23 protein-coding genes are annotated in these 22027 nt (G+C 61.1%); 5 read left to right on the top strand and 18 right to left on the bottom strand.

The window, feature by feature from the left end:
* Window positions 1–203, top strand: a 203-nt coding sequence (locus EN994_RS35625; RefSeq protein ID WP_206530363.1) for a hypothetical protein, incomplete at its 5' end; no start/stop codon positions are given.
* A 107-nt stretch (window positions 204–310) separates the two neighbouring features.
* Here the strand turns inward: EN994_RS35625 and EN994_RS01210 are convergent.
* The 6 genes from EN994_RS01210 to EN994_RS01185 all read right to left on the bottom strand — a co-directional run bounded on the left by EN994_RS01210 (window position 311) and on the right by EN994_RS01185 (window position 5857).
* Window positions 311–913 carry a DUF3011 domain-containing protein gene (locus EN994_RS01210; protein WP_013529061.1) on the bottom strand — a complete coding sequence of 201 codons (603 nt, stop codon included), beginning with the start codon at window positions 911–913 and terminating at the stop codon, window positions 311–313.
* A 71-nt stretch (window positions 914–984) separates the two neighbouring features.
* Window positions 985–1401 (bottom strand): hypothetical protein, encoded by a 417-nt coding sequence (locus EN994_RS01205; RefSeq protein ID WP_244514240.1) that lies wholly within the window; start codon window positions 1399–1401, stop codon window positions 985–987.
* Between the two features lie 430 nt (window positions 1402–1831).
* On the bottom strand, window positions 1832–2566 hold the full coding sequence (locus EN994_RS01200; protein ID WP_082826592.1) for a L,D-transpeptidase: 735 nt from the start codon (window positions 2564–2566) through the stop codon (window positions 1832–1834).
* Complete coding sequence (locus EN994_RS01195; RefSeq protein ID WP_245465065.1) at window positions 2547–3323, bottom strand: DUF6065 family protein; 777 nt, start codon at window positions 3321–3323, stop codon at window positions 2547–2549. Before EN994_RS01195 ends, EN994_RS01200 begins: the two co-directional genes overlap by 20 nt.
* A 109-nt stretch (window positions 3324–3432) precedes the next feature.
* A complete protein-coding gene (locus tag EN994_RS35865; RefSeq protein ID WP_245441344.1) occupies window positions 3433–4938 on the bottom strand; it encodes a collagen-like protein in 1506 nt (501 codons plus the stop codon).
* A 205-nt stretch (window positions 4939–5143) separates the two neighbouring features.
* Entirely contained in the window at window positions 5144–5857 is a 714-nt protein-coding gene (locus EN994_RS01185) for a response regulator transcription factor (RefSeq protein WP_063169440.1), read from the bottom strand.
* A 246-nt stretch (window positions 5858–6103) separates the two neighbouring features.
* Here EN994_RS01185 and EN994_RS01180 point away from each other — a divergent pair, with 246 nt between their 5' ends.
* Together EN994_RS01180 and EN994_RS01175 are read left to right on the top strand one after the other, a co-directional pair.
* Window positions 6104–7345: a HAMP domain-containing sensor histidine kinase gene (locus EN994_RS01180; protein ID WP_244514241.1), complete on the top strand. Its 1242-nt coding sequence runs from the start codon at window positions 6104–6106 to the stop codon at window positions 7343–7345.
* A gap of 341 nt (window positions 7346–7686) precedes the next feature.
* Window positions 7687–7968: a hypothetical protein gene (locus EN994_RS01175; protein ID WP_063169442.1), complete on the top strand. Its 282-nt coding sequence runs from the start codon at window positions 7687–7689 to the stop codon at window positions 7966–7968.
* Window positions 7969–8061: 93 nt separating this feature from the next.
* On the opposite strand, the gene EN994_RS01170 is transcribed toward EN994_RS01175, so the two are convergent.
* Together EN994_RS01170 and EN994_RS01165 are read right to left on the bottom strand one after the other, a co-directional pair.
* Window positions 8062–8661 (bottom strand): NADPH-dependent F420 reductase, encoded by a 600-nt coding sequence (locus EN994_RS01170; RefSeq protein ID WP_013529054.1) that lies wholly within the window; start codon window positions 8659–8661, stop codon window positions 8062–8064.
* A 74-nt stretch (window positions 8662–8735) separates the two neighbouring features.
* Window positions 8736–9470, bottom strand: a complete 735-nt coding sequence (locus EN994_RS01165) for an SDR family oxidoreductase (RefSeq protein ID WP_063169443.1) — start codon at window positions 9468–9470, stop codon at window positions 8736–8738.
* 277 nt (window positions 9471–9747) lie between these two features.
* Here EN994_RS01165 and EN994_RS01160 point away from each other — a divergent pair, with 277 nt between their 5' ends.
* Window positions 9748–10644, top strand: a complete 897-nt coding sequence (locus EN994_RS01160; RefSeq protein WP_063169444.1) for a LysR family transcriptional regulator — start codon at window positions 9748–9750, stop codon at window positions 10642–10644.
* Between the two features lie 276 nt (window positions 10645–10920).
* Here the strand turns inward: EN994_RS01160 and recQ are convergent, their stop codons facing one another.
* Both recQ and EN994_RS01150 read right to left on the bottom strand, forming a co-directional pair.
* The gene (gene recQ / locus EN994_RS01155; RefSeq protein WP_063169445.1) at window positions 10921–12762 is read right to left on the bottom strand and encodes a DNA helicase RecQ; all 1842 of its coding nucleotides are present in this window, start codon (window positions 12760–12762) and stop codon (window positions 10921–10923) included.
* Window positions 12762–13424 carry a sulfotransferase gene (locus tag EN994_RS01150; protein WP_244514242.1) on the bottom strand — a complete coding sequence of 221 codons (663 nt, stop codon included), beginning with the start codon at window positions 13422–13424 and terminating at the stop codon, window positions 12762–12764. Before EN994_RS01150 ends, recQ begins: the two co-directional genes overlap by 1 nt.
* Window positions 13425–13872: 448 nt before the next feature.
* Between EN994_RS01150 and EN994_RS01145 the strand changes: the two genes are divergently transcribed.
* Window positions 13873–15294, top strand: a complete 1422-nt coding sequence (locus EN994_RS01145; RefSeq protein WP_127307371.1) for a coniferyl aldehyde dehydrogenase — start codon at window positions 13873–13875, stop codon at window positions 15292–15294.
* Between the two features lie 271 nt (window positions 15295–15565).
* On the opposite strand, the gene EN994_RS01140 is transcribed toward EN994_RS01145, so the two are convergent.
* The 8 genes from EN994_RS01140 to EN994_RS01105 all read right to left on the bottom strand — a co-directional run.
* Window positions 15566–15901 carry a cupin domain-containing protein gene (locus EN994_RS01140; RefSeq protein ID WP_063169447.1) on the bottom strand — a complete coding sequence of 112 codons (336 nt, stop codon included), beginning with the start codon at window positions 15899–15901 and terminating at the stop codon, window positions 15566–15568.
* A gap of 66 nt (window positions 15902–15967) precedes the next feature.
* Entirely contained in the window at window positions 15968–16726 is a 759-nt protein-coding gene (gene kduD / locus EN994_RS01135; protein ID WP_063169448.1) for a 2-dehydro-3-deoxy-D-gluconate 5-dehydrogenase KduD, read from the bottom strand.
* Window positions 16723–17574, bottom strand: a complete 852-nt coding sequence (gene kduI, locus EN994_RS01130; protein WP_063169449.1) for a 5-dehydro-4-deoxy-D-glucuronate isomerase — start codon at window positions 17572–17574, stop codon at window positions 16723–16725. The genes kduD and kduI overlap by 4 nt, the downstream gene beginning before the upstream one ends.
* A gap of 22 nt (window positions 17575–17596) precedes the next feature.
* Window positions 17597–18370, bottom strand: coding sequence for a FadR/GntR family transcriptional regulator (locus EN994_RS01125; protein WP_063169450.1), 774 nt, complete (start codon window positions 18368–18370; stop codon window positions 17597–17599).
* A gap of 104 nt (window positions 18371–18474) precedes the next feature.
* On the bottom strand, window positions 18475–19755 hold the full coding sequence (locus tag EN994_RS01120) for a TRAP transporter large permease (RefSeq protein WP_013529044.1): 1281 nt from the start codon (window positions 19753–19755) through the stop codon (window positions 18475–18477).
* Window positions 19756–20283, bottom strand: a complete 528-nt coding sequence (locus EN994_RS01115) for a TRAP transporter small permease (protein WP_013529043.1) — start codon at window positions 20281–20283, stop codon at window positions 19756–19758.
* 59 nt (window positions 20284–20342) lie between these two features.
* Window positions 20343–21320, bottom strand: coding sequence for a TRAP transporter substrate-binding protein (locus EN994_RS01110; RefSeq protein ID WP_024504231.1), 978 nt, complete (start codon window positions 21318–21320; stop codon window positions 20343–20345).
* Between the two features lie 33 nt (window positions 21321–21353).
* Window positions 21354–22027: glucuronate isomerase (locus tag EN994_RS01105; RefSeq protein WP_164745777.1), on the bottom strand; the 674-nt coding region annotated here is incomplete at its 5' end.

The raw sequence follows: 22027 nt of genomic DNA, 5'->3' as shown, positions 1-22027 counted from the left end.
GGCCTGATTCGCAACGATTTTTCCGAATATCAGCTCTCTTTTGGTGCATTTCTTGGTACAAAGAGGCTTCCGCACAAGCCCCTATGGATCGACATCATAAGAACCTCGATCTTATCGTCTCAGCCGCCGCCACGATGCAGGAGGAGATAGAGAACATGTTCGGCTGCCTCCACCGCTTCGAGGAGAAACCAAGAAGCAGGTGAACGAAGTCTGCCGTGGTGATGCCAGGATGAAGATCAAGATTGATGCTGCGGGAAAGATTTAAGAGCCCCGCTTTGACAATCGTGACCGGCTTCCTTCGTCCTTCAATTCACTCCGCGTCAGGATTGTCGACAAGGCAGCCTGCACCATGGCATCCTTGGTAGTTGCCATGCACATCAAAGTTTGGCTCTCCCTGCCTGTCAAATTGCGGTCGGGTATCGATTGCCTGGTCAGGATTGTCGACCTTGCATCCCATGCCATGACAACCATTGTAGCTGCTATCGGGGCGGTAGTTACTCGTCGTGTGCCGTCGATTGTGATGATCGTCCGCCATCCCCTCGATCAGAGCGCCGAGAATAGCTCCGCCAACCACTGCGCCGACGTCATGACCGCGATGGTCATACATGCGGGCATTGGGATCAAAGCTGTCGCCACGTCCATGGTGGTAGCCGCCGACATCGGCGAAAATTCCGGAGCAACCTTGCGCGACCCAAATATATTTGCTGCGTGGATTGTAGCCCCAGGTCCGGTTCAAAATACAAGGACTTCCAGAAGTCTGATGAATGAGTTGCGGCTTGCTCAGCGGGCCCGCCCAGCATTCGCCATACTGATAGTGCCTCGATTGGCATTCGACGGTCGATTGTGCGCGGGCATCAGAGATCATCCACGATGAGCCGAGCGCGAGCAAAGCAATGAACATGTAACGTAGCATGTGAACCCCTCCGGAGTGGTCAACGACCGGTTGCGTCGGTGTCATCGAAATGGAATTTCTTCCGCCAGGTGTCAGTCGTTGATCGCGGTGATCTTGATGGTGTTGCCGTCTCCGACGCCGGAGAACCAGACCTCGCCATCACCGATTGAGATGCCTTGCCAATTGGCGAACAGCGTCGGGTAGGTCTGCTTGAGGACGGTCTGTTTGACCTTGGCGGTAACGATCTTGTCGTAATCCGTCACGAAATGCGCGGCGTCGTTTATCTTGATCGCCTTGCCGCCGATCCGGGCGCGGAAGGGATAATCGATCATCGACGCGACGGTCTGCTTGTCGCCGGCACTGACAGCCTTCTGCAGCTTGTCGAAGAACTGCTGATAGGTTGTGTGACTGCCGAACAGCGCGTCAAGGGTCTGGTTTGTTTCAGCGGCGGTCTGCGCTGCCGCTGGACCCGCAACGGCGGTACTCAATAGCGCGGCGGAAACCAGCATGAATAGAGAGCGCCTCATCATAGGTCCTTTCACTCGGTCCGTTCAATTGCCAACCCATCAGCCTGGATTTGTCCTTCGGACGTTCGCGCCCTGACTGATGCCGACGGCGAACGGGAAGACGAATGGCATGCCGTCACTGACGAGAACTGACATATAGACGCGTCCATTGAATTTTTTTATTTCAATACACGCAAAAGGTGTAAAAAAGAATACCTAAACGTCGATTATGACGGACAGAGATGACGGTTAAGGTATCCAAAACCTTATTCGCGAGTGATATCGATACGAGCAGCGACGCCTATGTCTTAAATTCTCCCTCTATGACGCCATATGGATAGAAGCAGAAATCTGCCGTCACCTGTGCCACCGGCGTGGGTATTGTCCAACGGCATCCGACAGCAAGCGTTGGCCTGTGCCTGTTCAATTCGCTTCACTTCACGATGACCTTTGCTCCCTTCGGCACCAGACTGTAGAGTTCGATCACATCCTCGTTGAGCATGCGAATGCACCCTGAGGACGCTTCAGTTCCTATGGTCCAGGGCTCTGAGGTGCCGTGGATACGATAAAGCGTATCCACGCCGTTCTTGTACAGATAGAGAGCTCGCGCGCCGAGCGGATTGTGCGTGCCGGGCCTGATCATGCGCGGCAGGTCGGGCGACTGGTTACGCATGTCGTCAGTCGGATGCCATGCGGGCCACTCCGCCTTACGCCCTACGCTGGCAATGCCCGACCAACTGTAACCGCTAGCCCCGACGGCGACACCATAGCGCCGCGCCATCCCATTGAGGCGGTATAGATAGAGGAACCTCTGCCGTGTATCGATCAACACCGTACCGGCAGGCAAGCGTTCCGGGGGCGTCACATCGACAGGCAGAAAGCGTTGGTCAAACTTGCTGCGATCGACGATGAAGACCTCATGCGGCTCCCTCGCGTAAGCGGCTTTCACGCGAACTAACTCTGTAGCCGTATTCGGGCTACCTTTTCCATCCGCCAGGCAACCGACAAGGAGCGCCGCCAGCGCCAATACAAAGCCCGACCGCACGAACTGGCGGATGCATTCCGGTCTTTCGTCTCTGCTCGAAACCGACCCGTTAATCGAACGGCCAAATGCTAGCGATCCAACTGGAGGAATGCGCACAGGCCGCTTACTCTTGGCTAGCTTCATCTACTGGCGAACCTTTTTCCTGGGCCCGCAACTGGTCGATGTGGATCGGCCGCTTTAGAGTTCGCTTTACTCGGTGAGTGTCATCCGCGACCGATTTCCCCGTCGGCGAAACACCCTGCAGATAGTGCTTCTGCCACTTCATCTCCTTGGTAAGCTCGTCGTTCATCTGCAGGCCGGCCGAAAACCGTCGACGTTCGCTATTCCAAACCTTATGTTCTTTATGGAACTCAGGATCGTCCTCCATCGGACGAATGACCGGCTGCACCTGCTCGATAGCGACACTTGGCATCATGGTGATGAAACAGAATGGCTCGCCCTTGGCAAAAGTGACAGACCCAGGGCGGGTGAAGCGCCAATTCATGGTGAAACTGAACGGCAGCCAGTTGGTTTCCACCAAGCCGTCCAGCGGCGCGATTCCGTCCTTCATCCGGTTGGGAGAGCCGCGAGCCCACACCATCCAGCCCGGCTCGGTGCGAAACACGTAACCCGGATGAAAGGTTACTATGCCGTGCCCGAAGGTCGAGCTGATGAATCGGTGCGTGACGTTCGGTTCGTTTACATGGAAGGCGATGTCTTTTGTAGTGTTGTATCCGTTCCAAGTAACAGTCACATTTATGGGGTTCAACAATTCCCATCCGCTGGCATTGGCGATTGAAAGCGGCGTGCAGCGGTAGGCGAAATGCTGGTCGGTCGCATCCATCCAGTCTCGCGTCCCCTCCGCGGCGACAAGCTCAGGCGGGTTCGGAGCCTGGATCATGCAGTCAAGACGAGGGCCGGTCATACTCTCCGCTATCCTCAAACGATTCGATTCTAAGTTGCTGATCACGTCGCCAACCGTAGCGGCATGACCAGGATAGAAGGAGGCACTATGGGCCTGCCGGTCCGGTAGGTCCCTCCGGTCCCACCGGCCCCACCGGTCCGGCAGGTCCCTCCGGTCCCGCAGGTCCGGCAGGTCCGCTAGGTCCCTCCGCACCGGGCGCGCCGGGAGGTCCAGACGCGCCGGTATCGCCGGGCGCTCCAGGTGTCCCGTCCGATCCGGGCAGTCCGACAGGCCCAGCAGGTCCGCCAGGTCCCTCCGCGCCGGGCGCGCCGGGAGGTCCAGACGCGCCGGGCACTCCAGGCGTACCAGCCTCGCCGGGTGCGCCAGGCGCCCCCGGCTGTCCCCAAACATTGGTGGAAGGCGTCGGCAAGTTGCCAACGTCTTTTACGATGTGCGATGGAAGGAAGTCGCCACGATCACGCTGAATCAAGGAACGACCTGGCTTGTCGGCATAATAATCGTTCTGACCATCCGTGACCGCGCACTCGAAATTCTGGTCCGGATCCTTGCAGAAGACTGTCTTCGGGGCGCTTCGATCGCCATTGGTGCCGAAGTGGAATCTCAAACCGGCCATCGCAGAAAAATCGCCGCTTGAGGAGACGTCGCTGTTCGTCAGATCGAAGCTGAAATCACTGTAGATAGAAGTCGCTATCCCGCTTCCGAACTCGGTCAGGTACTCGGCGCCGCCAACAAGTTGCGTTCTACCACCAAAGGCGTCGCGATGACGCAGGCCGCCATTAACCTTGAAGTTATCCGTAGGATAGTACCCGACCCTGCCTTCGGCGAACGGGCTGACGTCCTCTTCAAGTGAATTCCATTCTATACCGGCAAGTCCCTCAAGCGTGACCCGGCCCAGATAGTACTGGCCTTCAACGCCGAGCTTGCCTTCGACATAACCGTTTTCAAGAACTCCACCATCATCGTAACCACCTCCGCCGTGAAGGTAGCTTCCATACAGACCCAGCGCCCCAACTTTCGGATCACGGCGGAACAGATGCGCGGCGGCACCTGTGAAGTTACTGTTTGGCGTCACGCCACCAATCGCATCGACCTGGAAGCCGTATTTTTCACCGAGCGGGAGCGCCACGGAACCGTCGGTAAAGGCATACGGGTCGTTACCGTTGGTTCCCGCGCCGAATCCGACACGCACATTGGGCGCGGCAACGGCACGAGTGTCGGATTGCGGATTTGACAGGTACATGCGCCTCTCAACCGAGGATAGCGCAGCCATCTCGCGACTCTGGGCCACCGAACCCCTGAGGGTGGCCAGTTCTTCTTTAACCTGAGCAGTCTCGGCGTAGGCGGCCTCAAGTTTGCGCGCCATCTGCTTCTGATTTCGCTGCAGGTCCAAAATCATCTGATAGAGTTGTTCGTTGCTTGGCGCCCCGGCTAGCGCGGGGGTAATCGCGACATAGATGGATGCGAACGTTAGAATAGAACAACTGGCAAATAAAATTCTCTTATGCTGCCGCATCCCGCACCCCTTCTGCGCACCGCCGCCCTCGTTATCTACCTCGCCATGCGCACGATACATTCCTATTCGATTATGCATAGAATGCGAGCCATCTAACGAATGCGGATTTATCCAACCCTTTCCTTGAAGTAATTAATCTCGCGATTATTCACAATCGCAGTAACTGTCATATCCTTACACTTACTGTCAGTCGCTTGAGGATGCTTCTCGAATTCCTTCCCTGTCATCTTCCAAATTGATGAGATCGGCAATCTTCTCTCTGGACAGGGTCGGCACGATCATTCTAATCGGGGAAGGCGAAGCCTGACCCGCGAATTGCGTGCAAGGGGAGAAGCATGTCGGATTTCTTGGCTCTTCGACGCAGCCGGCTCACGATGGTGTCCAGGTGGGCATAGTTGAAGTCATAGATGTCTGCGCCCATGGCTTCGACGAGCGCGCGGCGATCGACGGTCTTGCCACGCTCACTGAACAAGCGTTCCAAAAAGTGCCGTTCCGAGGTGGTCAAGCGAAGGCGATGGCCCATGCCGTCGGTAAGCACCCAGCCGCCTTCCTCGAGGGCCCATCGTGGGGCCGGAGACGACGAAGGGGCGCGGCGCCTGTTGAGACGTTCATTGACCGCCATCACCGTGGCAGCAAGCTCCCGAACATCAATGGGTTTGACGAGGTAAGCGTCAGCGCCCGCTTCAAGACCATTGAGCCGGTCGTCGATGGAACTCCGGGCCGTCGCCATGACGATCCCGACCGATTGTAAGGCCCGCAAATGGGTAGCTATGGAAAGGCCGTCTTCGCCCTCCAGGCCAATGTCGAGAATGACGATTTCAGCCGGCTTGGCGGCACAGGCTCGGTAGAGGGCGGCAGCATTGTGGAATCCATGTACGTTCAGGCCCAATCTGGATAGTCCGAAGACCATCTCCTCGCGGAAATCCCTGTCGTCATCGACAAGATAAACAAGGGGGGAGATCACGATAACGCCATGCTTGTAGCCTTCTCCGATCATCTACGGACCCCATGCAGCAATCTGATACCATTCGATTTCATTTATTCGCCGCATTGTCTATATTGTTTGTGTGTCTTGTTTATCATAGAGTCTGGGCTAATAAGTCTCTTCCACATGGGATACGCATCCGAAATTCTGAGGTCTCTAGAGCCGAAAACCATACACCTCATTTGGGGTATTATCGTTTGCTTATACAGTATAGTGCTGATATTATTTTTATCTAGACTGTTTGATTTTCACCGCCAATTGATCTGGGCGTGGCGCATCTCCCAGGGCGTTGTACTGCTCAATGGCATCGCCTTGGCTTTTGCGATTGTGGGACGCTACGGCGACGTCGGGTTTTTCGTATCGCGACTGCAGCAGCTGTCTCTCATCTTCATTTCGCTGCTGGTGCTCTATCTGCTCATTGTGCGGCGACGGTATCAATATCTGCTGTCGGCGATTGCATTTTTGAGCGTAATCTCTGTCATGCTGGTGATGCAGATGATGTATACTGGGGCCAACCCGTTCCAACTGGATGGCTCTTTGTCCAGATTCTTGGCCGGCGGGACCGTGATTCACCTGGCGTTGCTCAGCGCGGCCGTCGCGAAGAGAACGCGGCTTGCCGAGCGCAGCTTGAGCGAGGAAAAGGACCGCGTCATCGCAGTGTCGCGCTTGGCCGAGCAGGAGCTGACTATCAAGGTGCGCGAAAGGACCGCTGAGCTTGGGGAAAGAAACACCTCGCTCATGGTGGAAGTGGATCGACGTCACCTGCTTGAACTCAAGCTCAGGCAGGCTCTGGACACCGCCAACGATGCTCTGGCTCAGCAGCGGGACTTTGTGGCCTTGGTATCTCATGAGTTTCGCGGCCCGTTGGCCGTCATCTCTGCCGCCGCCGACAATCTGTCATCTTCTGCAGGTGAAAGCGCCGACAATATCAAGTTGCGCACCACAAGGATCCGCCAGACCGTCAAAAGGATGTCATCGCTGATTGAAAACGTCCTAGCCTTCGACCGGCTCAATGGCGGGCACGAAACTCTTCCCAGGATCAAGATGTTCGACCTGAATGAGGTTTTGCGCGCCGCCGAAGCGGGATTGGATGATGCTGCGGCCGGACGTGTTAGCTTCACTCACGGCGATGAAGTGATTGTGAAAGGTGACCGCAACCTGCTGGAGATTGTGATACAAAATCTGATCCAGAACGCCCTGAAATACTCATCGGTGACCAGCTCTGTGACGATCCGGCTGTCGACTGAGCAGGGCGTGGCGTTTGTACACGTGGCGGATCAGGGCTCTGGCGTAGCGCCCGACGACCACGAGTTCATATTCATGAGGTACTATCGCGCCGCGGGCCAACTGGTAAACGGCTCCGGTTTAGGGCTCTACATTTCACGCGAGATCGCCCGGCAGCATGGCGGCGGTCTCATACTGGCCGCCAGCGACGTCAACGGGTCGACATTCCGCCTCTCACTGCCCGTCGAGCGGAACTGGCCTGCCCCTGAAAAGTGATCCCCCTGACATATGGCCTTTGGGCCGAACCAGGACTGAAGAAAATGGCCGGAAAGAGACACAGTTGCGGCCGCTCATTGTCTACCGTTAACCTCCGGCAAATCTTGCGGATCTGGTAGAGAGGCGGCGATAGAGCCGCTCGAGCCGGGACACTCTGGCCTTCGCGGAGGCCGTAAAGCTTCGGCGATGGGCAGGCCCATTCGGCATCTCCGCACATCGCTTCTGTCCGCAAGCGCAGCCATGCCGCCGTGAATTTACCAGCCGGTTTAGCCCAAATGGGGAAGAGGCCCGGCCCACGATCTCGTAACGGTTGGTTCGCCGAACCCAGTTAGGAGACCACGATGCGCAAAGCCTCTCTCGCCATCGCAGCTTTCTTCAGCCTTGCCACTGTTGCATCGGCATGCGTGTCGATGGACGGCAACGTCGTCGTGAACAACTGCAATTATCGCGTCATGGGAAATTACAAAGGCTCGGATGGCAGTTGGGGTGGCTTCGGACCCATCCGCGCGGGCGGTCGTGAGGCAACTTTCAAAAGACGCGATGCCGGCTGGGACATCAGCTATTGCAACTACGATTCCTGGGTGGCAGGCACATGTCGGCCGAAGGATCCCAGGCAGATGTAAGCTTTCAAGCATGTCACTTCGCGCGCTTGGCTCTTTGCCGACGATGTGGCCGGCATCGAACGCCTGCCACTCTGTCGGCGCACGATAAATCCGTTACTGCTCCTTCTTGAACAGGTCCTGGAAGATCAGCTGGCCCCAAGTGCGGCCGCGTGCGTGCACCAGCGTGCCGCCCTCGTTGAGCTTCCCCAGCTTGACCGGTGCGAACCCGAGTTGTCTGGCCAAGGCCGCCACGGGAGCGATCGCGTCCTCGTCGTCGCTCGACAGAAAGACGACCCGGTGCCCGCCCTCGACGATCGGATCGGCAGCCAGGGTGGCCGCAATCAGGTGATTGAAGCCTTTGACGAGCTTGGCGCCGGTGAACGCCTTCGCGACGAAGGCGGAGGACGGCAGACCGTCCAGCTCTTCGGGGACTGGAAACACGTTCGTCGCGTCGATGATCGTCTTGCCTTCCCAGCTTGGCAGCGCCTTCGCGACATCCGGGTGCGATTCAAAGCGGACAGCCAAAAAGATGATGTCCGCCTTGACGGCGTCCGCCAGTGTTTTCGGGATGATCGTGGGTCCGATCGCGGCCGCGTCGGATGCAAAGCTTTCCGGGTCGCGCGTGGTTGCCACGGACACTTCGAGGCCCTTGCGGGCAAATGCCTTGGCAAGAGCCTGGCCGATCTTGCCGAAGCCGATAATTGCGTAGCTCATGTATACTCTCCTTCAGTTTACCAGGCCCTGCGGGCTCGGGATATCGAATGGAATGAACGGCGGGGCGTAGCGGGTCAGATTTGCGCCAAGCCCCCGTCGACGGCGACCTCGCTGGCAGTCATGAAGCTGCTGTCGGGCGACGCGAGAAACGCAGCCGCCGCCCCGATCTCCGCTGGATCGGCCATACGCTGAAGCGGATTCATCGAGGCGAAGACCTTCAAGCCCTCCTCGCCTATCGCTGCCTTCGCGAGTTCGGTCGCCGTCGGCCCGGGCGACAGCACGTTTACCCGGATGCCGGTGCCTTTCAAGTCTTCCGCCCAGGTCCGCGCGAGGTTGCGCACGGCCGCCTTGCTCGCGCTATAGACGCTGAATGCGGGCGCGCCCGTGGTGCCGGCGCTCGATCCGGTCAGGATAATCGAACCGCCCTCGCCCATCAGCGGCAGCGCCTTCTGGACCGTGAAGATCGTACCCTTCACATTGGTGTTGAAGGTCTCGTCAATGTGCCCGGCGGTGAGCTTGCCGAGCGGAAGCAGGCTTCCCACCCCGGCGTTGGCGAAGATGATGTCGAGGGCTCCGCGCTCGGCCTTCACCGCCGCGTAGAGCCGATCGAGGTCGGCCTCATCCGAGACCGAGCCCTTCACCGCGCGGGCATTGGGCCCGAGCTCGGCCACAGCGGCGTCTAGCGCTTCCTGCCGGCGGCCGAAGATGAAGACGAAGGCGCCCTCCTCGATGAAGCGCTTTGCAGCGGCGAGGCCGATGCCGGTGGCACCACCCGTTATAACCGCAACCTTACCATCCAGTTTTCCCATGACTTAATCCTTCCAGGCTCTGTCTTTGGTCGTTCGGGGACGCCCCGAGAACCTCTAGATGGGCCCGCCGGGGTCGCGCGGTGAGTGCGGAAGCGCGCACATCGGTGGTGCAGAATCGATCCGCTTTCAGGATTGACGCCAGCCCGCGACGATCCGTGTCCGCCGTTCGGAATAGCGTCGCCCTTGTCGACACAAGCCACGATATCCCGCCCCTACTGCTGTAGGATGTGTTAGATACGGGCTTTGGAAGGCGCACCGCGCGGTGCCGGATTGCACCATGATCGACTGGGATGACGTTCGCTACTTTCTAGCCGTCGCACGCGGAGGCTCGGTGCGGGCTGCCGGCGCGCAGCTCGGGGTGAATCACTCGACCGTGCTGCGACGCATCGCACAGCTTGAGGAACGCCTCGGGGCGCAAATGTTCGAAAAGCGGCCTTCGGGCTACCGCCTGACCGCTGCGGGCGAGGAGGTCCTCGAGCTCGCGAACCAGATGGAAGCGTCGTCGCACCAGCTGGAGACGCGCGTCTTCGGGCGCGACCAGAGCGTACGCGGACTTCTGCGGGTGACGCTGGCACCGCCCCTCGCGACGCACCTGCTCATGCCGGACTTCGCCGATTTCGCGCACCTGCATCCAGACATCGAGATGGAAATCTTGTCGTCCGGCGAGCTGGCAAATCTGACCAACCGAGAGGCCGACGTGGCGATCCGCGTCGTCTACGACCGCAAAAACCTGCCGCTCAATCTTCACGGACTGAAGGGAGCGGAGGTGTTTGGCGGCGTCTACATGTCCCGCGATCGCCTGGCCGCGTGGCGTGCGGGCGCACCTGATCCCATCCGGTGGATCGTCATAAGCGTTCATGGAATTCCAGAGTGGGCCAGCGCGGGTGAGGTTGGCACCACGGGAGTTCCATTCAGGATCACGGACGCCGAGGCGCAGATCGTTGCCGTACGGCAAGGTCTCGGGATCACGACACTGCCGTGCTTCGTCGGAGATGCCGACCCCCTGCTGGTGAGGGTGCCGGGCACCGACCTGCACCTGTACGGAACGCTCTGGCTTCTCACGCATGGGGAGACACGCAAGACGAAGCGCGTGCGGCTCTTCACTGAGTTCGTATCCCGCAGGCTCGCCGCCTACGCTCCGCTTCTCGCGGGACTGTCCACATCGCGCGACTGACGCCCGGCGGGTCGCCCGCGACGCTTGCAGTGGATAGGTGCCTGCAAGCGGACAGCGGCATCTATTGCGGTTGCAAATGCTCGGCCATGAAGTCGATGCACGCCTCAGTCTGGGCCTGATCTGTCGACCGGCCGGCCAGAAAACGTTGAACTAATCGGTCCCTGGGGGGCATGGGCGGTGGAGGAATGGGCGGCGGCGGCACAGGAGGTTGCGGAACGGATGCCTTCTCCGAAGATCCCTCTGCTTCACGGCGCGTGACCAGTCGCTGATCTGACCTCAGGCCGCCTCACCCGACCGGTGCTCGGCAATCGCACTCAGAAAAACCTGGCCGAATTCCTTGAGCTTTGCCGCCCCAACCCCATTCACTTCGGCGAAGGCGTCGAGGTCGTGCGGGCGGCGCTCGGCCATGTCGATCAGCGTACGATCCGAGAACACCACATAGGCCGGCACCTGGCGCTCCTTGGCGAGCCGCAGGCGCAAGGATTTGAGCGCGGCCAGTAGCCCGGTGTCCACAGCCGACTGCCCGAGATCCTGCCCCGAGCGCATCTTGCCGCGCAAGGCGCGGCTGCGTACCTCGACACGATAATGGAACGGCACCTCGCCACGGCCAAGCGCATGACCCTTTTCGGCGATGGCGAGGCCGCCATGGCCGGCCGGATCCGGCATCAGGAACCCGCCGGCGACGAGTTGCCGGATCAGCGATAGCCAGAAATCCTTCTTGTGCGCCAGACCACTGCCGAAACTCGTGAGCCTCTGGTGGTTCCTGGCAAGCACCTTCTCGGTTTCATGGCCGAGCAGGATGTCGATGACATGACCGGCACCGAAACGCTCACCGCTCTGGGCGATCGCCGTCAGGATGATCCGAGCCTCGGCTCCGCCATCGGCGCGCGGTGCCTGGTCGAGGCAGGTGTCGCAATTGCCGCAGGGCTGCGCTTCCTCGCCGAAATAGCCGAGCAGCACCTGGCGGCGGCACTGCGCCGTCTCGCAATAGCCTATCAGCGTGTCGAGCCGGCCATGCGAGCGCCTCTTGTGCTCGGGCGGCGCATCCTCGTCGTCGATGAACAACCTGCGCATGCGGATATCGCCCAGGCCGAACAGCATATGCGCCTCGGCGTCCCGCCCATCGCGGCCGGCGCGGCCTATCTCCTGGTAGTAGGCCTCCAGGCTGCCCGGCATGTCGGTGTGGAAGACATAGGCGACGTCAGGCTTGTCGATGCCCATGCCGAAGGCGATGGTCGCCACCATGACGACGCCGGACAAGGTCATGAAGCTGTTCTGGTTGGCGTCACGCGCCTCCTTGCTCATGCCGGCGTGATAAGCGAGCGCGGTGACGCCGTTCTTCTCGAGGAAGGCCGCCATCTCCTCCGTCTTCTTGCGCGACAGGCAATAGACGATGCCGCTGCGGCCGGGATGGCGCTCGACGAAGCGCAGCAATTGGCGCTTGCTGTCCTGCTTGGCCTCGATGGCAAGCTTGATGTTCGGCCGGTCGAAGCCCAGCACCAGGGTCTCGACGCGCTCGGCAAACAGCCGGGATTCGATGTCGGTGCGCGTGCCTTCGTCCGCCGTTGCCGTCAGCGCGATGATCGGCACGCTGGGAAAGATGCCGCGCAGACGCGACAGGTCCTCGTATTCGCGCCGGAATGCCGGCCCCCATTGCGAGATACAATGCGCCTCGTCGACGGCGATCAGGCTGATATCGAGCCTGGCCAGCGCCTCGAGCATGCGCTCGGTCATCAACCGCTCCGGCGCGAGATAGAGCAGGCGCGTCTGGCCCGAGGCGACGCGACGCCATGCGGCAATATTGGCATCGCGGTCGATCGAGGAATTGATCGTATCGGCGGCCACGCCGGCAAGCCGCAAGGCGGCGACCTGATCCTGCATCAGCGCCACCAGCGGCGAAACGACAATGGTGAGCCCGCCCAGGACAAGCGCCGGCACCTGGTAGCAGAGCGATTTGCCGGCACCAGTCGGCATGACAGCCAGCACATGACGCCCGGCCAGCAACGCGTCCATGACATCGGCCTGCCCGGGGCGAAAATCATCGAAGCCGAACACGTCCTTCAGCACGCGCCGCTTGGGATCCAGCTCTTCTGTCGCGAGGGCCGCCGGTGCCTGCATCACCGCGCGTCCACGGTCGGCGTGCTTATTGGCATGTCATAGCCGAACTCGGCGCAGAAACGCTGGACGCGGGCGAGAAATGCCGGGGGCAGGCCGCCGAGATAGGTCCTGAATTCTTCATTCCGTTCCCATTTTCTCAACGAAGCCACCCGGATCGGATTGTCCGGGTCCTCGCTGAAACGAATGCGCGGTGTCAGTCCGAATGACTGCGCGATTCTGTCCTGCTGCGCATCGGGCGCGCCGATCATGTCTTCGTAGCGGACGAAAAGGATCTGCCGGTGCGGTTGTGCCTTCTTCAGCCGGATCAGCGCGTCGTATTCGGTCAGCCAGCGTTGCGGCGTGACGTGGAACCGACGCTGGTTGCGTGTTTGCGGATGCGAACTTGTCAGCGTGTCGAATGGATGGCGCGCGCAATAGATCAAGCCGATGGAGGTCGGTAGCTTCGCCAGATGCGCAAAACCGCGCGCATCGCGCTTGACGACGAGGTTCGATTCCGGCCGGTCCAACATGTCCAGCATTGCGTATCGCGCTTCGGGCGGATGGACGAAAATGTCCTCGAAACACCTCATCAGCCGCTGTGTCAGCGTCGTCCCGCTGCGTGCGCAGCCCGAAATGAAAATTCTGTTGGCGGGCGTCGCGCGTGCATATGTGCGTCTTTGCATGCGCTGTCTCAGAGACAGCGGCACGAACCGCAGAAACTCCCGCACAACCCTTCGCGCAGCCGCTCCAAACGCAGCCTCAAGCCTGTGAGCGCCCTTCATCCGCAATTCCGCTGGGCCGCGCGGCGCGGAACGCGCCGCTTGGGGTCCATGGCCAAGATGCTCGTCGCCGACATCAGCATCAGGCGGACACCGGGCTGGAATTTCGTAGACTGGAGAGGATGTGGAAACCGGTCAAGACGACTCTCTGGCGTGACGCTTTGGAGTAGCGCAGCCGTCATCCAACCACAACGCCCCCTTTGCAGGAACCTGTCGTTGATGCGGCCATCGGCGCCTGCCAGCCGGATGCCGTGCACATCCGAAAGCGGCTTCCCCTAGGACACCTGCACCCCCGCTGGATTCCGCCACGCACCACGATGTAAGCTCCGTCCGGCAAGCCAGGGAGGGCGTGATGCTGCAGACCAGACAGAATGTTCTCGGCGAGCGGTTCCACCTGCAGCGCGCCGCCTTCGAGGCGCAGCCTTTCCCCAACTTTGACGTTCGCAAGGATCGCCTCAAACGCCTGCTCGCGCTGACCGAGCGGCATGAAGCCGACATCTGCACCGCCATCGACACCGACTTTGGCGGCCGTTCCGCGCATGAGACGCGTCTTGCGGAACTGTTCGTCGTACGTGCCGGCATCCGCCACGCGCTGTCGCACCTCAGGGGCTGGATGCGCGAACGCCGCGTTGCCACCACCATGCCGTTCCTGCCCGGCAGAAATCGCCTCATCCCGCAGCCGCTCGGTGTCATCGGCATCGTGTCGCCCTGGAATTATCCTTTCCAGCTCGCCGTCGCGCCGGTCATCGCGGCACTCGCGGCCGGCAATCACGTGCTCATAAAACCTTCCGAATTGACGCCGGCTTTTTCGGCGTTGCTGGCCAAACTTGTTGCCGAGCATTTCGCACCCGATGAGCTCAGCGTCATCAGCGGCGACGCGGAGATGGGAAAGGCCTTCGTATCGATGCCTTTCGATCATTTGCTGTTCACCGGCTCGACCGCGGTCGGACGCCAGGTCGCGATCGCCGCGGCCGCCAACCTGACCCCGGTCACGCTCGAACTCGGCGGCAAGTCGCCGGCAATCTTCGATCCGTCATGCGACCTCGACGCGGCAGTATCGAGCATTGCCTACGGCAAGCTGTTGAATGCCGGGCAGACCTGTATCGCGCCGGATTACCTTCTGGTGCCGAAGGGGCAAGCAGGCACGGTCGCTGCCAGGCTCGCAACGGCGATCGCTAAGCTCTACCCGACTCTACGCGACAACCCCGACTATACCGCCATCATCAGCGATCGGCACCACCAGCGCCTGCGCGACATGGTCACTGAAGCGCGTGACGCCGGCGCCGATGTCACCGAAATCAACCCGGCCGGCGAGGAACTTGACGCCAATAGCGGGAAGTTGCTGCCGACCCTGGTCCGCAATGCCGGCGCAAACCTGCGGCTGATGCGCGAAGAGATCTTTGGGCCGGTGCTGCCCAGCGTAGAATACAGCGGGATCGACGAGGCGATCGCCCATGTGAACGGGGCCGACCGCCCGCTGGCACTCTACTGGTTCGGCCGCGACAGCGGCAACCGTCAACGCATCCTGCGCGAGACAATTGCCGGCGGCGTCACCGTCAACGACTGCATGCTGCATCTGGTACAGGAAAACCAGCCCTTCGGCGGCGTCGGCGCCAGCGGCATGGGCGCCTATCACGGCGAATGGGGATTTCGCACCTTCAGCAAGGAGAAACGGGTTTTCATGCAGTCGCGGCTGAGCGCGGGAAGCCTGCTGCGCCCGCCCTACGGCAAGACGTTCGAACGGCTTTTCAGCCTCCTGCGGCACATCACCTGACCGACCGAGCTACGCAGCCCCGGTGCATTAAGACTATCTTCACCACGGTGCGGCAGGGTCCTCATCCTGCGGTGATGTCTTGAGTACCGCGGCGCCACAAGCGCCCAGGCAACAGACCCGCGCCTCTTTCTGGGGTGCGGGTCATTCCCGCTCGATCTCTTACCCCTCGTTAGAGCAATTCCAGGAAAAGTGTGAAGCGGTTTTCCGTCTAGAATTGCGTCAAAACAAAGAGTTAGAGCAGCTCGCCGTTTCCGTGAAACGGTGAAATGCTCTAGCCGAGGAAATCGGCCCGGTGCGGCGCAAAGCTGTCGACCAGCCGCCCCGCTTCGAGCGCCTTGACCCCGTGCACCAGGCCCGACGGCACGATGAAACTCCCGCCCGTCCCAACGATCTCGCTCCGGCCGTCGATGGTCACCTCGAAGCGGCCCTCGGCGACGTAACTTGCCTGGACGTGCGGGTGCGAATGCAGGGCGCCGACGCCACCCTTGTCGAAGCCGAATTCGACCAGCATCAACTCGTCAGTGTGCAGGAGAATGCGGCGCCTGTTGCCGTCCGGTGTCGCCGTCCAGGCGCCCTCGCCGGCATGCGCGAAGATCTTTGCGGTCATCGTCGTCTCCTCAGAGCAATTCCAGGAAAAGTGTGAAACGGTTTCCGTTCGGAATTGCGTCAAAACCTAGCGTGCCAGCCAGCCACCATCCACCGGCACCACCGCGCCATGCATGTAGTTCGACGCCGGCGCCAGCAGGAAGACGGCGGCATCGCCAATGTCGCCCGCCTCGCCCCAGCGGCCGGCCGGGATGCGCGCCAGGATAGCGGCGCTGCGGTCGGGATCGGCGCGCAGCGCCTGCGTGTTGTTGGTTTCGATATAGCCTGGCGCGACAGCGTTGACGTTGATGCCTTTTTGCGCCCATTCGCAGGCAAGCAGCCGGGTGATGCCGAGCACGCCATGCTTCGAGGCGGTGTAGGACGCCACGCGAATGCCGCCCTGAAAGCTCAGCACGGAGGCAATGTTGACGATCTTGCCTTTCCGCTCAGCGGCCAAGGCACGCCTGGCAAAGCTTTGGCAGAGCAAAAAAACCGTCTTCAGATTGACGTCCATGACGTCGTCCCAATCGGCCTCGCTGAGATCGACGGCATCGGCGCGCCGGATGATGCCGGCATTGTTGACCAGCCCGTCGAGCGGGCCGCTTTCGTCCCAGACGCGGTCGAGCAAGGGGCCGGCGGCTGACGTGTCGGCAAGATCGGCGCTCACCGCCTCGAATTGCCCGCCCATCGTTGCGATCTTTCTGGCCGTATCGTCCATCGACGAGCGACCGACGCCGATCACCGTGCCGCCGGCGCGTGCGATCGATACGGCGATGCCCTGGCCGATGCCGGTGTTGGCGCCGGTGACCAGGATACGTTTTCCGGCAAGGCTGAAGGGGTCGCTCACCGCAGATCGCCCAACGCCACCGGGTCGACATCGGTGTAGTCGACATTGTCGCCGGCCATCGCCCAGATGAACGCATAATTGGAAGTGCCGGCGCCGGAGTGGATCGACCAACCCGGCGACAGCACGGCCTCTTCGTTGGCCATGACGATATGGCGCGTTTCGTCCGGCTCGCCCATGAAGTGGAAGACGCGCGCCGTCTCGGCCAGGTCGAAATAGAGATAGGCCTCCATGCGCCGGTCATGCACATGGCAAGGCATGGTGTTCCAGATAGAGCCCGGCGCCAGCTGGGTCATGCCGACCACCAGCTGGCAGGTCTTTGCGCCATCGGCATGGATGAACTGGAAGATCGAACGCTCGTTGCAGGCATCCTTGCTGCCGAGATCGAGGCGCTTGGCGTCACTGAGGCGGATCAGCCGGCTGGGATGAGCCAGATGCGCCGGCGCACTGAGCAGATAGAACTTCGCCGGCGCCCCCTCATCCGCTGAGGCGAAGGACACATCCTGTGTGCCCATGCCGAGATAGAGCATGTCGCGCGCCTGCAATTCATGAGGTTGGCCGCCGGTCGTGATGACGCCCACGCCACCGATGTTGACGGCGATCAACTCGCGCCGGTCGAGGAAACCTTTGGTGCCGGTCGGCTTGATCGCCTCCAGTTGGAGCGGCGAGCCTATCGGCACGGCGCCGCCGACGATCATGCGGTCGTAGTGGGTGTAGGTCAGGCTGATGCGGCCGGACTGGAACAGGCCGTCAATGTGGAAATTGTGACGGAGTTCATCGGTTCCCATCGCCGCGGCGGCAACCGGGTCTATGGCAAAGCGGGATGTGTAATCGGTATGGCTCTGGCTCATTTTCGTCCTGACTTGAAATGGGTCATTCGCCGGCGGCGGCCCTGACCGAACTGGCATAGAAAGCCTGCCGCGCATGCAGGCGTTCGCGGTAGCGCTGCTGGCTGGCTGTGAGGTGCGCGCGCATTGCCTCGCGCGCCGCTTCGGCATCGCCCGATGTGATCGCATTGAGGATCACCAGATGTTCGCGCTGCAGCCCGCGCTGGTAGTTGTCGGATTGCGCCAGTTCGGTCGACCAGGGCGAGGTCACGTCGCACGGAATGGCGCGCCGGCCGAGCACGTCGAGCATCTCGACATAGAACGGGTTGTTGGTCGCGCTGGCGATGGCGCGGTGGAAGGCGAGGTCGGCCGGGCCGGTCGGCTCGCTGGCAAGCAGCAGCCGCTCGAATTCGAAGAAGGCTTCCTGGATCGCCGCCTCCTGCGCGGCGTTGCGGCGAATAGCGGCGATCCCGGCCGACTCGATCTCGATTGCCAAGCGTACCTCGAGCACGTTGAGCGCGATCGAATCCTTGGCTCCCATGTCGGCGGCAAGCGCTCCGAACATCGTCGAGATATGCTCGGTGACGAAGACGCCGGCGCCTTGACGCGACTCGACCAGGCCGTCGGCGGCAAGCTTGGCCAGCGCCTCGCGGATGACGGTGCGGCTGACGCCGAAGGTCTCGGTCAGCTGGCCCTCGGTCGGCAATTTGTGGCCAGGCAGGATTTCGCCCGCCTGCAGCTGCTTGCGGATCGCCGCAACGACGGTCTCCGACAGCTTGGGTTTTCTCTCGACCCTGAGATCGGCGGATGCAGCGGACACGTGATGGTCTCCTAAAGCAATTCCAGGAAAAATGTGAAACGGTTTCCGTCCGGAATTGCGTCAAAACAAAGGGTTAGAGCAGTTCGCCGTTCCCGTGAACTGCTCTAGTGGAACAGGTGCGGCAACCACAACGAAATTTCCGGCACGTAGGTGACAAGCATCAACACAGCGAAAGCCGCCCCATAGAATGGCCAGATCGAACGCATCGCCGTCCAGATCGGGATCCGGCCGATCGCACAGCTGACGAACAGCACTGCCCCCACCGGCGGTGTGCACAAGCCGATGCCGAGATTGAGAATGAGGATCACGCCGAAATGCACCGGATCGACGCCGTAGGCCATGACCACCGGCAGGAAGATCGGCGTGGTGATGATGATCAGCGGCGACATGTCCATGAACGTGCCGAGGATGAGAAGCACGACGTTGATCAACAGCAAGATGACCAGCTTGTTGTCGGATACGGACTGCAGGAAGGCGACCAGAGCGGCCGGCACCCGGAGATAGGCCAGCAGCCAGCCAAAGGCGGCGGCGCAGCCGATGATCATCAGCACCATTGCGGTTGTGCGCACGGCAGCGGTGGTCGCGGTGACGAAGTCGTTCCAGCTCATGGAGCGATAGATCAGCAGGGTCACCAGGAAAGCATAGACGATGGCGATGCAGGAGCTTTCGGTGGCGGTGAAGACGCCGGAGCGAACGCCGCCGAAGATGATGCCGATCAGGATCAGCCCGGGAATTGCGGCAACGAGCAATTGCAGCGCCCTGCCGAAGCCGGCGAACGGCTCGGTCGGATAGGCGCGGCGGCTGGCGACCCAATAGGCCGTGACCATCAGAGATAGCGCCAGCAGCAGGCCCGGTATGATGCCGGCGGTGAACAGATCAGCGATCGAGATCCGGCCGCCGGCCGAAATCGAATAGATGATCATGTTGTGCGAAGGCGGTATCAGCAGCGCAATGATGGCGCCGACCGAAGTGATGTTGACAGCATAATCGACGCCGTAGCCGCGCGCCTTCATCTGCGGGATCATCAGCCCGCCGACCGCCGAGGCATCGGCCACCGCCGAGCCGGAAATGCCGCCGAACATGGTCGAGGCGGCGATGTTGACCTGGCCGAGCCCGCCTCTCAGGTGGCCGACCAACGCCCCGGCGAGCGCAACAAGGCGAGCGGCAATGCCGCCGCGCACCATCAGGTCACCGGCGAAGATGAAGAACGGGATGGCCATCAGCGAAAACACGCTGACACCGGAGTTGAGGCGCTGGAACACCACCAGCGGCGGCAGCCCCAGCACCAGAACCGTGGCGAAGCTGGCGACACCGAGGCAGAAGGCGATCGGTGTGCCGATGATCAGAAGAAAGACGAAGGTGCCGAACAGAACCGTCAATGCCATCTAGAGACCCTCCTCGCCCGTGGCGTACTGATCGGCATCGACCGGCAGTCCGGCAAACCGCCCGGCAAGCCGCTCGAGCGAAAACAGGCAGACAAGCGCGCCGCCCAGGATGACCGGCAGGAAACTGACGCCGCCCGGGAAAGCGAGAGACGGCATCACCGTGTTCCATGTCAGCCGGGTGAGCTGGGCGCCGTAGACGATCATGCCGAGACCGAAGGCGAGCACGACGACATCCGAAATGCTGCGCAGTACCGCCTTTGCGGCGGGCGGCAGGAAATAGAGCAGCACATCGAAGCCCAGATGCGTGCGTTCGCGGACACCGACGGCCGCGCCCAAAAAGATGAACCACCCCATCAAAATCACCGAGAAGGGTTCCGTCCAGCTTGGCGAACTGTTGAGCACATAGCGTGAGAACACCTGCCAGAAGATGATCACCGTCATCAGCGTCAGGCCGATGCCGCTGACCCACAGCGCAAGCCTCGCCAGCCGTGACAGCAGCCGTTCTATTGCCAGCCAGAATGGTTTCATATGCGCGCTTCCCACTGGACGGTGGCGCGCAAGCTCGCGCCACCATTGCCGCGAACGGATTATTTGGTCGCCTGGATGCGCGCGGCGAGATCTTTCAACTCGGGGGTCGAGAGATATTTCTCGTAGACCGGCTTCATCGCATCGATCAGCGGCTGCTTGTCGATCTCACTGACCTTGACGCCGGCTTTCTCGACGATGTCGCGCGACTTCTTCTCCTGCGCGTCCCACAATTCACGCATCTTGACGACGCTGTCCTTGGCCGCCTGCCGCACGATCGCCTGGTCTTCCGGGGCGAGCTTGTCCCAGCTCGCCTTCGACATCACCAGAACCTCGGGCACGATCTGGTGCTGGTCGAGCGTGTAATGCTTGGCGACCTCGAAATGCTTGGCGGATTCGAAGCTCGGCCAGTTGTTCTCGGCGCCGTCGATGACGCCTGTCTGCAAAGCCGAATAGACCTCGCCATAGGCCATCGGCGTGGCGTTGGCGCCCAACGCATTGACCATGTCGACGAACACGTCGGACTGGATGACGCGGAACTTCATGCCCTTCATGTCGGCCATCGAGGTGATGTCCTTCTTGGTGTTGTAGAAGGAGCGTGCCCCGGAATCGTAGAAGGCGAGACCGACAAGGTCGTGAGTCTCAAAGGCTTTCAGGATCTCGTCCCCGATCGGCCCGTCCATGACATGGCGCATATGCTCGACGGAGCGGAACATGTAGGGCAGCGACGGCACCGCGGTTTGCGGAACGATGCCGTTGAACGGCCCCATCGAGACGCGGTTGAGATCGATGACGCCGGTCTGCGTCTGCTCGATCGTGTCCTTCTCCTCGCCGAGCTGCGCCGAATGATAGACCTCGACCGAATAGCGGCCATTGGTGCGCTGCTTGATCAGCTCGCCCATATATTTGACCGCTTCGACGGTTGGATAGCCGTCGGGATGGGTATCGGACGACCGCAGCACGGTTTCGGCGTTGGCGATGCCGACCAGCAACGAGCCGAAAACGAATGTAACTGCCGTCAATTTCGAAAGATGCAACATGACTTCCTCCCTATGAAAACCAAAACGCCCGGCTCAGAGCCGGTAGGCCTTTTTCGCAAGTGTATAGGCAAGCTCCCGCGCCAGCTCATGCGCCTCGTCCTCGCGCAGCCGATGCTCGGCGACGAGACGCGCCAGGAACGCGCAGTCGACCCGCCGCGCCACATCGTGGCGCGCCGGGATCGAGGGAAAGGCACGGGTGTCGTCGTTGAAGCCGACGGTGTTGTAGAAGCCGGCGGTCTCGGTGGTCATCTCGCGGAAGCGCCGCATGCCTTCCGGGCTGTCGTGGAACCACCAGGCCGGCCCGAGCTTCAGCGCCGGGTAGACACCGGCGAGTGGCGCCAGTTCGCGCGCATAGCTTGTTTCGTCGAGCGTGAAGAGAACGATTGTGAGGTCGCGCTCAAGTCCGACGCAGTCGAGCAGTGGCTTCAGCGCCGTCACATAGTCGGTCCGGGTCGGGATATCGAAACCCTTGTCGCGGCCGAATTTTTGGAAAACAGCCGACGAATGATTGCGCCAGGAGCCGGGATGGATCTGCAGCACCAGCCCGTCGTCGAGGCTCATCTTGGCCATCTCGGTCAGCATCTGGGCGCGGAACAGTTTCCGTTCGCGCTCGTCGTCGGAGCCACGGCGAACGCGATTGAACAGCTCCTGCGCTGCAGCATCCGAAAGATTGGCGGTCTCGGCCGGCGGATGGCCATGGTCGGACG

It is taken from the genome of Mesorhizobium sp. M7A.F.Ca.CA.002.09.1.1, from assembly GCF_003998555.1.
Taxonomy (GTDB): Bacteria; Pseudomonadota; Alphaproteobacteria; order Rhizobiales; family Rhizobiaceae; genus Mesorhizobium; species Mesorhizobium ciceri.
This window is presented reverse-complemented; position numbering and strand designations above follow the sequence as displayed.

Coding starts and splice junctions, on each gene's coding strand:
- EN994_RS01210 (WP_013529061.1), bottom strand. CDS start 913: ATGCTACGTTACATGTTCATTGCTTTGCTCGCGCTCGGCTCATCGTGG.
- EN994_RS01205 (WP_244514240.1), bottom strand. CDS start 1,401: ATGCTGGTTTCCGCCGCGCTATTGAGTACCGCCGTTGCGGGTCCAGCG.
- EN994_RS01200 (WP_082826592.1), bottom strand. CDS start 2,566: ATGAAGCTAGCCAAGAGTAAGCGGCCTGTGCGCATTCCTCCAGTTGGA.
- EN994_RS01195 (WP_245465065.1), bottom strand. CDS start 3,323: ATGATCCAGGCTCCGAACCCGCCTGAGCTTGTCGCCGCGGAGGGGACG.
- EN994_RS35865 (WP_245441344.1), bottom strand. CDS start 4,938: ATGCATAATCGAATAGGAATGTATCGTGCGCATGGCGAGGTAGATAAC.
- EN994_RS01185 (WP_063169440.1), bottom strand. CDS start 5,857: ATGATCGGAGAAGGCTACAAGCATGGCGTTATCGTGATCTCCCCCCTT.
- EN994_RS01175 (WP_063169442.1), top strand. CDS start 7,687: ATGCGCAAAGCCTCTCTCGCCATCGCAGCTTTCTTCAGCCTTGCCACT.
- EN994_RS01170 (WP_013529054.1), bottom strand. CDS start 8,661: ATGAGCTACGCAATTATCGGCTTCGGCAAGATCGGCCAGGCTCTTGCC.
- EN994_RS01165 (WP_063169443.1), bottom strand. CDS start 9,470: ATGGGAAAACTGGATGGTAAGGTTGCGGTTATAACGGGTGGTGCCACC.
- EN994_RS01160 (WP_063169444.1), top strand. CDS start 9,748: ATGATCGACTGGGATGACGTTCGCTACTTTCTAGCCGTCGCACGCGGA.
- recQ (WP_063169445.1), bottom strand. CDS start 12,762: ATGCAGGCACCGGCGGCCCTCGCGACAGAAGAGCTGGATCCCAAGCGG.
- EN994_RS01150 (WP_244514242.1), bottom strand. CDS start 13,424: ATGCAAAGACGCACATATGCACGCGCGACGCCCGCCAACAGAATTTTC.
- EN994_RS01145 (WP_127307371.1), top strand. CDS start 13,873: ATGCTGCAGACCAGACAGAATGTTCTCGGCGAGCGGTTCCACCTGCAG.
- EN994_RS01140 (WP_063169447.1), bottom strand. CDS start 15,901: ATGACCGCAAAGATCTTCGCGCATGCCGGCGAGGGCGCCTGGACGGCG.
- kduI (WP_063169449.1), bottom strand. CDS start 17,574: ATGAGCCAGAGCCATACCGATTACACATCCCGCTTTGCCATAGACCCG.
- EN994_RS01120 (WP_013529044.1), bottom strand. CDS start 19,755: ATGGCATTGACGGTTCTGTTCGGCACCTTCGTCTTTCTTCTGATCATC.
- EN994_RS01115 (WP_013529043.1), bottom strand. CDS start 20,283: ATGAAACCATTCTGGCTGGCAATAGAACGGCTGCTGTCACGGCTGGCG.
- EN994_RS01110 (WP_024504231.1), bottom strand. CDS start 21,320: ATGTTGCATCTTTCGAAATTGACGGCAGTTACATTCGTTTTCGGCTCG.